17 protein-coding genes are annotated in these 12,197 nt (G+C 60.3%); 8 read left to right on the top strand and 9 right to left on the bottom strand.

Translation table 11 applies throughout. From position 1 onward, the window contains the following. Positions 1–96 precede the first annotated feature (96 nt). The 4 genes from OKQ63_RS20090 to dnaQ are packed head-to-tail and all read left to right on the top strand — an operon-like array spanning position 97 to position 2,834. A complete protein-coding gene (locus tag OKQ63_RS20090; protein ID WP_264211781.1) occupies positions 97–696 on the top strand; it encodes a Maf family protein in 600 nt (199 codons plus the stop codon). After that, positions 693–1,526: a shikimate dehydrogenase gene (locus OKQ63_RS20085; protein ID WP_264211780.1), complete on the top strand. Its 834-nt coding sequence runs from the start codon at positions 693–695 to the stop codon at positions 1,524–1,526. The genes OKQ63_RS20090 and OKQ63_RS20085 overlap by 4 nt, the downstream gene beginning before the upstream one ends. Continuing rightward, entirely contained in the window at positions 1,523–2,116 is a 594-nt protein-coding gene (gene coaE, locus OKQ63_RS20080; protein ID WP_264211779.1) for a dephospho-CoA kinase, read from the top strand. The genes OKQ63_RS20085 and coaE overlap by 4 nt, the downstream gene beginning before the upstream one ends. Continuing rightward, the gene (gene dnaQ / locus OKQ63_RS20075) at positions 2,109–2,834 is read left to right on the top strand and encodes a DNA polymerase III subunit epsilon (RefSeq protein ID WP_264211778.1); all 726 of its coding nucleotides are present in this window, start codon (positions 2,109–2,111) and stop codon (positions 2,832–2,834) included. The genes coaE and dnaQ overlap by 8 nt, the downstream gene beginning before the upstream one ends. A gap of 73 nt (positions 2,835–2,907) precedes the next feature. Here dnaQ and secB read toward each other — a convergent pair whose 3' ends face one another. Together secB and OKQ63_RS20065 are read right to left on the bottom strand one after the other, a co-directional pair. Continuing rightward, the gene (gene secB, locus OKQ63_RS20070; protein WP_264211777.1) at positions 2,908–3,396 is read right to left on the bottom strand and encodes a protein-export chaperone SecB; all 489 of its coding nucleotides are present in this window, start codon (positions 3,394–3,396) and stop codon (positions 2,908–2,910) included. A gap of 56 nt (positions 3,397–3,452) precedes the next feature. Then, positions 3,453–3,953, bottom strand: a complete 501-nt coding sequence (locus OKQ63_RS20065) for an FxsA family protein (RefSeq protein WP_264211776.1) — start codon at positions 3,951–3,953, stop codon at positions 3,453–3,455. Positions 3,954–4,068: 115 nt separating this feature from the next. On the opposite strand from OKQ63_RS20065, the gene OKQ63_RS20060 reads away from it, so the two are divergent. From OKQ63_RS20060 to OKQ63_RS20050, 3 genes are read left to right on the top strand one after another with little or no spacing between them, the layout of a single operon-like run. Then, positions 4,069–4,725: a Tim44/TimA family putative adaptor protein gene (locus tag OKQ63_RS20060; RefSeq protein WP_264211775.1), complete on the top strand. Its 657-nt coding sequence runs from the start codon at positions 4,069–4,071 to the stop codon at positions 4,723–4,725. Further along, entirely contained in the window at positions 4,722–5,774 is a 1,053-nt protein-coding gene (gene mltA, locus OKQ63_RS20055) for a murein transglycosylase A (protein ID WP_264211774.1), read from the top strand. The genes OKQ63_RS20060 and mltA overlap by 4 nt, the downstream gene beginning before the upstream one ends. After that, on the top strand, positions 5,775–6,362 hold the full coding sequence (locus OKQ63_RS20050; protein ID WP_264211773.1) for a Smr/MutS family protein: 588 nt from the start codon (positions 5,775–5,777) through the stop codon (positions 6,360–6,362). Position 6,363: 1 nt separating this feature from the next. Here OKQ63_RS20050 and OKQ63_RS20045 read toward each other — a convergent pair whose 3' ends face one another. The 4 genes from OKQ63_RS20045 to hslV form a co-directional block, all read right to left on the bottom strand. Then, positions 6,364–7,479: an alpha/beta hydrolase gene (locus OKQ63_RS20045; protein WP_264211772.1), complete on the bottom strand. Its 1,116-nt coding sequence runs from the start codon at positions 7,477–7,479 to the stop codon at positions 6,364–6,366. Between the two features lie 78 nt (positions 7,480–7,557). After that, positions 7,558–8,865 (bottom strand): ATP-dependent protease ATPase subunit HslU, encoded by a 1,308-nt coding sequence (hslU, locus tag OKQ63_RS20040; RefSeq protein ID WP_264211771.1) that lies wholly within the window; start codon positions 8,863–8,865, stop codon positions 7,558–7,560. Between the two features lie 13 nt (positions 8,866–8,878). Continuing rightward, complete coding sequence (locus OKQ63_RS20035; protein ID WP_264211770.1) at positions 8,879–9,949, bottom strand: hypothetical protein; 1,071 nt, start codon at positions 9,947–9,949, stop codon at positions 8,879–8,881. 1 nt (position 9,950) lies between these two features. Further along, on the bottom strand, positions 9,951–10,514 hold the full coding sequence (gene hslV / locus OKQ63_RS20030) for an ATP-dependent protease subunit HslV (RefSeq protein WP_264211769.1): 564 nt from the start codon (positions 10,512–10,514) through the stop codon (positions 9,951–9,953). Positions 10,515–10,736: 222 nt separating this feature from the next. Between hslV and OKQ63_RS20025 the strand changes: the two genes are divergently transcribed. Continuing rightward, entirely contained in the window at positions 10,737–10,928 is a 192-nt protein-coding gene (locus OKQ63_RS20025) for a DUF1127 domain-containing protein (protein WP_264211768.1), read from the top strand. Between the two features lie 53 nt (positions 10,929–10,981). On the opposite strand, the gene OKQ63_RS20020 is transcribed toward OKQ63_RS20025, so the two are convergent. The 3 genes from OKQ63_RS20020 to trxA all read right to left on the bottom strand — a co-directional run bounded on the left by OKQ63_RS20020 (position 10,982) and on the right by trxA (position 12,169). After that, on the bottom strand, positions 10,982–11,353 hold the full coding sequence (locus OKQ63_RS20020; protein ID WP_264211767.1) for a Lin0512 family protein: 372 nt from the start codon (positions 11,351–11,353) through the stop codon (positions 10,982–10,984). Then, positions 11,350–11,697 (bottom strand): Lin0512 family protein, encoded by a 348-nt coding sequence (locus OKQ63_RS20015; RefSeq protein ID WP_264211766.1) that lies wholly within the window; start codon positions 11,695–11,697, stop codon positions 11,350–11,352. The genes OKQ63_RS20020 and OKQ63_RS20015 overlap by 4 nt, the downstream gene beginning before the upstream one ends. 151 nt (positions 11,698–11,848) lie before the next feature. After that, on the bottom strand, positions 11,849–12,169 hold the full coding sequence (gene trxA, locus OKQ63_RS20010; RefSeq protein WP_019295334.1) for a thioredoxin: 321 nt from the start codon (positions 12,167–12,169) through the stop codon (positions 11,849–11,851). Between the last annotated feature and the right edge of the window lie 28 nt (positions 12,170–12,197).

The following is a 12,197-nucleotide window of genomic DNA, read 5'->3' as shown; positions in this document are numbered from 1 at the left end:
TGAGATTTGCGTCAACCCCTGGAGTCTTTACTTAACCGCCGAAAACCATACAAAACGTTCTGAAACCGTCTGCTTCTTTCCCACGGGGTTTTCCACATGACTGCCCACATTGTGCTGGCTTCTGGTTCTGAAATCCGGGCGCATCTGCTGCGTCAAGCGGGGGTCGATTTCGATATTGACGTACCCCGTCTGGACGAGGAGGCGATCAAGGCCGCGCTGCTGGCCGAAGAGGCGCCGCCGCGGGACATCGCCGATGCGCTTGCAGAGGCCAAGGCGCGCAAAATCAGCGGAAAGCATCCTGGAAAACTTGTTCTTGGATGCGATCAAGTTCTTGATTTTGATGGTAAAATTCTTTCAAAATCGGTGAATGCCGAGGTTGCGTTGACTCAGTTGAAGGAGATGCGGGGCAAGCGTCATATGCTGCTGTCAGCGGCTGTCATCTATCGCGATGGTGAGCCCGTCTGGCGCCATGTTGGACAGGTCCGGCTGGTCATGCGCAGATGCACGGACGCGTATCTGGAAGACTATGTTGCCCGGAACTGGGACAGCATCCGCCACGCGGTGGGGGCTTACAAGCTGGAGGAGGAAGGCGTGCGGCTGTTTGCCAGCATCGACGGCAGTTACTTTAATGTCTTGGGATTGCCGTTGATGGAGCTTATCAGTTACCTGGGTCTGCAAGGGGTAATCGAGCAATGACAGAAGCAAAAATCCCGCTCGCCGGCGTGATCGGCTGCCCGGTTGCGCATTCCAAATCCCCGCAGCTGCACCGGCACTGGCTGAACACCCACGGCATTGCCGGCCATTACGTGCCGATGCACGTGAAGCCGGAGGATCTGGCCGACACCATCCGGATGATGCCGAAAATGGGGTTTGTTGGCGCCAATGTCACCATTCCGCATAAGGAAGCAGTGATGGGGATCGCCGACAAGGTCACCGACCGGGCCAAGCTGATCGGCGCGGCAAACACTCTGATCTTTCGCAGCGACGGCACTATCCTGGCCGATAATACCGATGGTTACGGCTTTATCACCAATCTGCACCAGGGCGCGCCGGAGTGGGATCCGCAGTCCGGCCCTGCTGTTGTGCTGGGGGCTGGCGGTGCTTGCCGCGCGGTGGTTGCCTCTCTGATGGAGGCCGGCGTGCCTGAGATCCTGCTGTCCAACCGCACCCGGGAGCGGGCGGATCAGCTGCACAATGAATTTGGAAGCCGCATCCGCGTGGTGGAGTGGGTTCAAGCCGGCAATGTCATTGAGGAAGGCGCGCTGATCGTGAATACCACCTCGCTCGGCATGATTGGCAAACCGCGTCTGCGGGTGCCGCTGGACGGGCTGCAATCCAATGCAGTGGTGACGGACCTGATCTATGCGCCATTGAAAACCGGCCTGCTGCAAGCAGCGGAGAACGCCGGCTGCACCGTGGTTGACGGGCTGGGCATGCTGCTGCACCAGGCAGTGCCGGGGTTCGAGCGCTGGTTCGGACATCGTCCCGAGGTTGATGCGGCTACAAGGGCAGCGGCGCTGAGATGAGTTTCAGTCTCGGCCTCACCGGCTCCATCGGCATGGGCAAGAGCACAACGGCAAGGCTGTTTGCCGATCAGGGTTGTGCGGTTTGGGATGCGGATGCGGCCGTTCACCGGCTCTATGGCAAAGGCGGCACAGCTGTTGCACCCATGCAGGCCGCCTTTCCCGATGCCATTGATGATGGCGAGGTCAGCCGCGCCGCGCTGAAACGGATCATTGGCGCAGACCCGGAGGCGCTGAAACGGATCGAAGCCATCGTGCATCCCCTGGTCGCGAAGGACCGGGCAAAATTCCGGGCTGACGCGCAAAGCGATATCCTGGTCTTTGACATTCCGCTGCTGTTCGAAACCGGCAGCAACGCGGAAATGGATGCAGTTGCTTGCGTGACCGTGGATGCGCAGACCCAGCAGGAACGGGTGCTTGGCCGCGGGACAATGATGGTTGAGCAATTCCGCCATATCCTGCAGAAACAGATGCCGATCGAGGAGAAGATGGCCCGCGCCGACTATGTGATCGAGACTGATACGCTCGAACATGCCGCGGCGCAGGTGGCTGAGATCCTCGCAGAAATCAGGAGCAAACTGAGCCATGCGTGAAATCGTTCTTGATACCGAAACCACCGGGTTCGATCCTTTCTCCGGCGACCGGATCGTGGAGATTGGCGCGGTGGAGCTCTACAACCACATGCCGACCGGCAAGACGTTCCACGAGTACATCAACCCGGAACGCTCGATGCCGGCAGAGGCGTTTTCGGTGCATGGCATTGGCCCCGACCTGCTGGAGCCGCCGCAGAAACCGCAACCGGGTGCGGTGACGCTGCGGGACAAGCCGGTTTTTGCCAAGATCGGACGGAAATTCCTGGATTTCGTGCAGGACTCCAAGCTGGTCATTCACAATGCCAGCTTCGATATGAAGTTCTTGAACGCGGAACTGGATTGGATGGGGCTGCCCAAGCTGCCGATGGATCAGGCGCTCGATACGCTGGCGATGGCGCGCAAGCGGTTTCCGGGGTCGCCGGCGACGCTGGATGCGTTGTGCCGCCGCTTCAATATCGACAACACCAACCGGACCCTGCACGGGGCGCTGCTCGACTCCGAGATTCTGGCGGACGTATATCTGGAACTGATCGGCGGGCGGCAGCCGGATTTCGGCCTGTCAACGCAATCCTCGTCCAGCGCAACGCAGATGGAGGACGACTGGCGCCCTGCCCCGCGGCAGACGCCGCTGCCCGCGCGGATCACGGCTGAGGAGCAGGCCGCACATGAGGCTTTTGTGGCCAAGCTGGGCGATGAGGCACTGTGGAAAGCGTCCTGACTTCAGGCCATGCTGCAAAAAGAAAAACGCCGCTGAAACCCAGCGGCGTTTTCTGTTTCGAAGGCCCGAGACCTTACTGCGTGGGCGCTGCTGCTACCGCTTCTTGCTGACGGCGGGCCAGTTCGTTGCGGTAGATGGCCACAAAATCGATGTTGTCCAGGTTCAGCGGCGGGAAGCCGCCGTCGCGGGTCACGTCCGACACGATGCGGCGCAGGAACGGGAAGGTCATCCGCGGGCATTCGATCAGCAGGAACGGATGCAGCTGATCTTCCGGCACACCGGCGATGTTGAACACGCCAACATACTCCAGCTCCAGCACAAACAGGACGTTGCCGCTTTCCTTGTTCTTGGACTCGACGGTCAGCTTGGTGACAACTTCATACTGGTTCTCGGTTGAGCGTTTTTTCGCATCCAGGTTCACCTGCACACTGACATCGGGTTGAACCTCGCCGCCGGTGCCTTTTTGCGCCATCACGTTTTCGAACGACATGTCGCGGATGAACTGGCCCAGAATGTTCATCTGGACCTGCGGCTGCTGCTGGGCGTCGCCGTTTTCGGCCATCGGAGTACTCCTGAAAATATGCTTTTGACCGTGCTTAGCAGCTTGGCGGGGCTTGCTCAACGGGGGCCGTCAACCCAGCCTGACGGGCCGATGGGGCGCTGACCAGGGGTCACGTCTTTGCAATCGCCGTCGATGATGTCATCAGGCTGGCCCGAGGTTCCGGGATAGTGGCGGCCATGCATGCTGCCCGGTCCCATCTGGAACTGCGCCACTGTGACACGGGCGCGCAGGTAGCGGTAAACTGCCAGCCTCACTGGCGGCATCAGCAGGGCAAAACCGAAAGCATCGGTAAAGAAACCCGGGGTCAGCAGCAGCGCGCCGGCAAACAGGATCATGGCGCCATGGGCCAAAGGCTCCGCCGGATCAGACAATTGCTGGAACGAGGATCTCAGCTGCCCCATCGCCATGCGTCCTTGGGTTTTAACCAGCCAGGTGCCCAGCACCGCGGTCAATACCACGATGGCCAGGGTCGGCCACAGGCCGATGGCACCGCCGACTTGAATAAACAAAGCGATTTCAATGATGGGAACCATCAGAAAGGCCAGGAAGAGATACATGCGGGTTTCCTTGCGATCATACACCCGGGCGGTAGACTTGCCCCCGCCCGTCACCTACATAAGGTCTGACCGCTTTGGTTTCAAACAAAGCACGAACGCCTAGCATGAGGTATCCATGGAGTCGCCTGTGATTCAGCTTTTGGTTCTGGCCGGTATCGCTGTGTTTCTGATCCTGCGCTTGAAAAGCGTTCTAGGAACACGCGAAGGTTTTGAAAAGCCGCCGCTGCCGCAATCGGAAGCGCGGAGCCGCCGTCCTGATCTGGAAGTTATCGAAGGCGGTCCGGACCGGGACATCACCGACTATGTGGCCGAAGGAAGCGCCCAGGCCCATGCCTTGGCCGCGATGAAGCGGATTGAGCCGTCCTTTCAGGTGCAGGAATTCGTTCAGGGCGCACGCAGCGCCTACGAGATGATCCTGATGGGATTTGAGCATGGCAACCTGGATGACATCCAGCCGTTTCTGGCCGAGGATGTTTTCGAGAGCTTCGTTGAAGCCGTCGCGCAGCGCGAGGACCAGGGCTACAAGATCGAGGCTGACTTCATCGGCGTGCGCGAAACGACTGTGGCGGATGCCACGTTTGACACGCAGTCAGGCCGCGCCGAGATCACCATGCGCTTTGTCGGCGAGATGACGTCCGTAGTGCGCGACCGCGGCGGCGACATTGTCGAGGGTGACGCCAAAGCGGTGAAGCGGCAGAAGGACACCTGGGTGTTTGCCCGCAACATGGGCAGCGACGATCCGAACTGGCAGCTGGTCGCGACGGACGCATGATTGCGGCGCTTCGGGGGGCACTTGGGGCGGCTGCAATTGCAGGTGCCGCGATGACCGCCTCCGGGGCGCACTCTGAGACCGTGTCCAGCATCCTGGACTTTGCCCAGCTGGATGGCTGGGCGGAGGACGACCATGCCCAGGCGCTGAAGGTCTTTCTGGGAACCTGCAAGGACCTTAAAGATCCCGACTGGGCTGCTCTGTGCAAGGCGGCGCAGTCGCAGACGCCGGAAGGTGCAAAAAAGTTTTTTGAACTGTTTTTCCGTCCGGTTCTTATTGAGGACGGCAACCCGGCGCTGTTCACAGGCTATTTCGAGCCGGAGCTGAACGGTTCCCGCTATGCCACAGGCCGCTTCCGCTATCCGGTCTACAAGATGCCGCCCGAGGCCCGCCGCACCGATTTGTGGCTGCCGCGCAGAGACATTCTGAGCAGCGGCGTGATGGATGCCCGCGGGCTGGAGATTGCCTGGGTGGATGACCCGGTGGAGCTGTTCTTTCTGCAGATCCAGGGGTCCGGCCGGATCCGCTTGCCGGATGGCTCGACCATTCGGGTCGGCTATGGCGGGGCCAACGGCCACCCTTACAAATCCATCGGCAAGGAACTGGTGCGCCGCGGCGTCTACAACGCGCATCAGGTGAGTGCCCAGGTGATCAAGTCCTGGGTGCGGCGCAATCCCGCAGACGGCAAGGAATTGCTGTTTCACAACCCGTCTTATGTGTTTTTCCGCGAAGTGCGCAAAGTAGCTGCCTCAAAGGGGCCGCTGGGCGCGATGAACCGTTCGGTCACGCCGATGCGCACCATTGCCGCTGACCCCGTCTATACCCCGCTGGGGGCGCCGGTCTGGGTGGAAAAGGACGGGGTTTTGCCCCTGCGCCGTTTGATGGTGGCGCAGGACACCGGCTCGGCCATCAAGGGCGCGCAGCGGGCCGATATCTTTGTCGGCACAGGCGATGAGGCCGGCGAAACTGCAGGAACGATGAAAGACCCGGGACGGATGGTGGTGCTGCTGCCGATCCAGAGGGCCTACGCGATGCTGCCGGAAGACCTTTGAATGACACGGCGGAAATTGACAGAAGACGAGATCGACCTCTGGCAAAAGGTCGTGAAACAGACTGAACGTTTGTCTCCGGGAGCGCATTCCACACCGCCCTACCCGCCAAAGCCAAAACCGAAACCGACCAACCAGCTCGAACCGCGGCTGGATCCGTTCGAGGTCGGCAGCCGGGCGAGGTCCAAGCCGGAAAAACACGATCTGAAGCCTTCGATTGCCAGCAGCCTGGCTAGCGATCCGCTTCAGATGGACAAAAAATCCTTCCGCCGGATGAAAGGCGGCAAACTGCGGCCGGAAGGCAAGTTGGACCTGCACGGCATGCGTATTGACACAGCACACCCCGCACTGACCAGATTCATCCTCTCTGCCCAGGCCGCTGGAAAACGTCTGGTTCTGGTGGTGACCGGAAAAGGCAAGGAACGGGACGAGCCGGGCCCAATGCCGGTTCCGCGCGGGGTGCTGCGCCACAAGGTGCCGCAATGGCTGTCGCTGCCTCCACTGTCGCAGGCTGTAATGCAGGTCACACCTGCTCATTTCAGCCATGGCGGCGAAGGTGCCTATTACGTCTACCTCAGGCGCCGCCGCTGACTTACCTGTTGTCCGCAGGATGAATTTCCAGCGCAACTTTGACCGTATTGTCTCGAATAACGATCTGCCCTGGCAGGATCTTCTGCCGCACGTCCCTTCCACGTCCGAATGTGTCTGCTGTTTGCCGCGCACCATTCAGCAGGGCAATCAGCGCCGGCGACGAAGCCGCCACAAAATGCTGTGATTCCGCTTCATCGGCAAACGCCGTGGTGTCGATCACTTCAACCGGCAGGCCGCGAACTGCTTCGATGTTGTCCAGATTGCCCAGCCTTTCACGCCCGTTCAGCCCGCGCAGCCGTTGGGACAGTGTCAGGATATTGTCTTTGCGAGAGACAAAGATGAGGAACGGCTGCGGCACTTGGGTAAAGCGCCGCATCTGGGATTTGAACACATCAACGTCCAGATCCGGTGACATCAGAATGACACCGCCCAAATTTCCTGCGGTCCAGCCCGGGGTTTTGATCTCGATCTGGCGCAGAGCTTCCATGGTCAGCAGTCCGCCCATGGAATGGGCAACCACCACAATCCGCCTGGCCCCCGATGACCGCAAGTTGCGCAGCAGCAGCTCCAGCCCGTCACGGGCAAACAGCACGCTGTCAGCATCATAGGCATAGCCAAGCGGCCTGCCCTTGCTGGGCCAGGAGTAAATTAGAGTGGCCCCTGGAATATCAATGTCGTGGGTCAGCTGTGCGGCTCGGAACGCCGTTTCCGCTTGGGTGGAGTTGAAGCCATGCACAAAAACCGTGACATCGCGCTCCTTAGGCGGGAATTTGGCAAGCTCCTGCCGCAGCCGGGCCGAGAATGCCGCTTCGGTCCCGAACTTCTTGCGCCCGGCCATGGTGAATTCCTTGGACGGATCCGGGTTCCTGTAGCCGAATTTCAGTGAACCGGGTTTATGGTCCGGCGGGATCGAGACGGTAAGTTCCAGAAGGCTGACGCCCTCGGTGCGATCCGACCCGAATGTGCCATCGGGCAGCGGATCACGGTTTGTGGCAGCAAAGATAGTCTTAGCTGTGCCCAATTCCAGAGCTTCTGGAACGGTCGGTGTGAAGGACCTGTCTGTGCAGGCGGCCAGAAGTACCAGCATCACACCGTAGATCAGGCGCAGCCCTTGCATATTGTCCACCTCGCCCATTTGGCGGCAGGCTACTGCACCTGCCGCCAATGTCCAGAGACTGCTAACAGTGCCGGCGGTTTACAGCACGTAGCGGCTGACATCAGCGGAGCGGCCAAGCTCGCCCAGATTCTTTTTCACAAATGCTGCATCCACCGTCACCGCTTCGCCTGAACGGTCCGGCGCGGTGAACGACAGTTCCTCGAACACCCGCTCCATCACCGTGTACAGGCGCCGTGCGCCGATGTTTTCCACGCTCTGGTTTACTTCGGCCGCGATTTTGGCCAACGCGGCGATGCCGTCTTCTGTGAAAGTAACCGCGACGTCTTCCGTGCCCATCAATGCCGTGTACTGGAGGGTCAGCGCGTTGTCGGTCTCGGTCAGGATGCGCACAAAATCCGCTTCGGTCAGCGCCCGGAGGCTCACGCGGATCGGCAGACGGCCCTGCAATTCCGGCAGCAGATCCGAGGGTTTGGCGATATGGAAGGCGCCGGAGGCGATGAACAGGATGTGGTCGGTCTTGACCGGGCCATGCTTGGTGCTGACGGTGGTGCCTTCGATCAGCGGCAACAGGTCGCGCTGCACCCCCTCGCGGCTGACGTCACCGCCGCGGGTTTCCTGGCGCGCGCAGACCTTGTCGATTTCGTCCAAGAAGACGATGCCGTTCTGCTCCACAGATTCCAGCGCGGTGCGGGCAACCGTTTCATCATCCAGCAGCTTGTCGGCTTCCTCGCCGATCAGCACTTCGTAGCTTTCCGAGACGGTCATCTTCTTGCGGGTGGTGCGCCCGCCCATGGCTTTGCCGAACAGATCACCGAGGTTCAGCGTCCCCATGTTGCCGCCGGGCTGGCCGGGAATTTCGAACATGCCCATCGGGTTGGAGGTATCGGCCACATCCAGCTCGATCACGGTATTATCCAGCTCACCCGATTTCAGTTTCTTGCGGAACATTTCGCGGGTGGCTTCCCGGGCGTCGCTGCCGGCAATGGCCTCCACGACCCGGTCCTCTGCGGCCTTGTGGGCATTGGCCTTCACATCTTCGCGCATGAAATCGCGGGTCTGGGCAATCGCGCTGTCAACCAGATCGCGGATGATCTGTTCCACATCGCGGCCGACATAGCCGACTTCGGTGAATTTGGTTGCTTCCACCTTGATGAAGGGTGCCCGCGCCAGTTTGGCCAGGCGGCGGGAGATTTCCGTCTTGCCGACGCCGGTAGGGCCGATCATCAGGATGTTTTTCGGATATACCTCGTCACGCAGATCGTCGGCCAGCTGCTTGCGCCGCCAGCGGCTGCGCAGAGCAACGGCCACGGCACGTTTGGCTTCTTTCTGGCCGATGATGAAACGGTCCAGCTCAGAAACGATTTCGCGAGGGGTCAGATCAGTCATGGGTTTTTCCGTTTCAGTGTGAAGGCGGCAGCCGGTCAAGCGGCAGCACGCCAGACAAAAGTGACAGCAGCACGGCGCGGATACGGCTCCAGAAGGCTCCCAGAGCCACTAGAAACACGCCGAGCGCCAGAACCGTAATGGCCGTGCCCTCTCCATTGAAGACTGTGCCTGCAAGCGTAACGCTGTAGCCGATGGCGGCAATCAGGAACGAACGCCTGTCAATGATGATTGCGGTGACCGCAAAGAGCAGCAGGACACCCATCAGCAGCATGTTGGCTTCAGGGGTGCCCGCGTTTAGAAGGCTAAGTGCAATTGTATTTACCAGTGCCGGCGCCGCAACGACGTGCAGCCAGAATCCTTGGGCTGACCGCCTGGTGACCCGGTGGGGATCACTGAGGTCAAAGCCCATGGCTGCAGCAAATACGGCAAATCCCACGGCCAGGGTAATCCAGGCAAACGGCCCGCTGGCGGACAGCAGAAACAGGTCGCTCATGCCGGCGGGCGTTCCTGCCTGAATTGCACCCGACAACAGGGCAAGAACAAACACACCCAAAGCGATCAGCGCCATCGCAAAGGGAACGCGAAAGCGAAACCAGAATACGGCGACAGCGGCTGTCGCCAGGGCAAAGGGAACTGGAAGGCTTGAAAAGTCGCTTTGCGCTATCATGAAGGGCTGGGAATACTCCGCCGAAAACCCGGCTCCGGCGTTGGCGGCCCAAAGCAGGGAAAGCGCGATGGCAGGCGCAACCATCCGGCGGCGGCGAATGAAGTATTCAGACAGGATCCAGAGGACGGCAGCGGCGGCAAGGGCGGAAATGACAGCCTTGTCCTGATAGCCGCCTATTGTTCCAGCAAGATCAATCGCCGAAAAAGCCATCCAGCCGGAGGCAAGGATCAAAAGCCCGATCACAATGAAAATTTCATTGAATCCTTTGAACAATTCAAAGGGCTCGTCACCTGCGGCAAGGTTCTCCCTTGCGCCTTTCCGGCTGTGGGCCAGAGCCAGAAGCGAGGCAGCTTGTGCCTCGGACAGCAACCCGGACCCAACGGCAGCGCGAAGATCATTTTGGTCAATCTCAGTCACTTCAGCGTTCCTGACCAATACTCTCAACAGTCAGATTGCCATTGGTATAGACGCAGATGTCGGCGGCGATAGCCATCGCATCACGTGCCACTTCCTCAGCGGATTTGCTGCTGCCCATCATGCCGCGGGCGGCAGCCAGGGCAAAATTTCCGCCGGATCCGATGGCGGCGACATCATGTTCCGGTTCCAGCACGTCGCCGGCGCCGGTGATCACAAACATGTCCGCACCGTCGGTGACGATCAGCATCGCCTCCAGCTTCTGCAGGTATTTGTCGGTGCGCCAATCCTTGGCCAATTCCACGCTGGCCCGGGCCAGCTGGCCGGGCGTTGCTTCCAGCTTGGCTTCCAGCCGCTCCAGCAGGGTGAATGCATCCGCGGTCGAGCCGGCAAATCCGGCCACCACGTCAAAGCCGCCGGGCGACAGGCGGCGCACCTTGCGGGCGGTGCCCTTGATCACTGTCTGCCCCAGCGACACCTGGCCGTCGCCGGCGATGACCACCTGGCCATCCTTCTTCACACCGATGATGGTGGTGCCGTGCCAGCCGGGGAATTGATCGTCTGCCATTTATGCCTCCGTGTGGTTGCCCCTTATATGGAACCATCCCCCCGCAGGCACAAGTCAGCGCGCGGGAAACAAGGAACAGCCGGCGGCTGCGGGGCTGTCTGCCGCTATGCAGCAATTGCAGATCGGGGCTGATGAACCGGCAATTGTGGGACTCAGCCGCACATCCTACATGAGGCTCACAACCGGCACAGGGTCGGCTGTTTCTCAGAAGGATATGCGCACATGACGACCGCAAACATCTACGCGCCGCTCGGAGCAGTCACCGTTCTCCGCGTGGTCGACGCATTGATCAGCGTGAAAAACACCGTGGTGGAATGGAACGAGACCCGTGAAACCCGCAAGGCTCTGTCGCAGCTGACCGACGCTCAGCTGGAAGATATCGGCCTGGACCGCTCTGACATCGCCAAGCTCTGACACCCCGATGATCCAGAGTCCTGAATGAGCCGCCCTGCTACGGGCGGCTTTATTCATTTCGGAGTGCTGGTTTTGTATTTGCCGGCCTGATCCGGCAGCCAGGCTTCGATCGCAGCGGTGGCAACCACATGGCGGGTGCCGGCCCCGGCGTCCTCCACATCCAGCCCGCCTTTGACCGCGCACACGCTGGCCCGGCCCCGGGGCAGATCCTGTGCCACAAGACCGCAGTCCACCGCCTCAGGCTGCTGCACACCGATGGTCACCTCCACCCGAATGTCGCCGTGGCTGATCCCCAGTTTTGAAAACAGGGTGATTGAGGAATGATGCAAGGCGTCCTGCACTGCACGGCGGGCGGCCTTGGTATAGTCCTGGCCATAAAGGTCGTTGCCGGTGCCCATTTCCAGAATGATGCGTTTTTCACTCATTCCGCGGCCTCCATGTCAAACGACACAATCACCGCCGCATTGGCGATCACCGTGCGACCGCCATGGGGTTTTTCAATGTCGAGCCCGCCTTCCACAATCCGGATGCTGGGCCGGCCGTAGGGGAAGATCTCCAACAGCGCGTCCTGGTCTACCGCTTCCGGTTTCCGGACCCCGATCTCAGCGTCGATGATCATGTCTTCTTTCGAGAAATCAAACAGTTCCGCCATACTGACGGAGTTGTGCCACAGCGCATCCCTGATCGCGCGGCGGGCGGCTTCGGTGTAGTCTTCGCGCCTGAGCGATGTGCCCATGCCGAATTCCACCAATACCCGTGTCTTGGCCATGTCGCCTCCTCTACCCGTTCCCGGGCGGAGCGTTGCAGGCAAAGGGTGCAAAGGAAAGAGCCAGTTTGAGGCCGGCTGTCGCCCCAGACAGTAGAGACAAAAAAGCTGCCCCCGCGGGGACAGCCCTCTGAAATCCGAAATGGGATCAGGCTCAGATCGATTCTTCGATCCAGCTCTGCAGCGCGGCTTTGGGAGCGGCGCCGGCACGGTTCGAGATCACCTGACCGTCCTTGAAGATGAACAGCGCCGGGATGCCGCGCACGCCCATGGCGGCAGCAGAATTCGGATTGCTGTCAACGTCGACCTTGGCAATCTTCACCTTGCCGCCGAATTCTGCGGCAAGCTCTTCCAGAGCCGGGCCGATCTGCTTACAGGGACCGCACCACTCAGCCCAGAAATCCACCACAACGGGGATATCGGAGTTCTTGACTTCGGCGTCAAAAGTGGCGTCGGTGACGGCTACGGTGGACATATGCATGTCTCCATGAGTGTGTGGCAAC

It is taken from the genome of Leisingera thetidis (assembly GCF_025857195.1).
GTDB lineage: Bacteria > Pseudomonadota > Alphaproteobacteria > Rhodobacterales > Rhodobacteraceae > Leisingera > Leisingera thetidis.
This window is presented reverse-complemented; position numbering and strand designations above follow the sequence as displayed.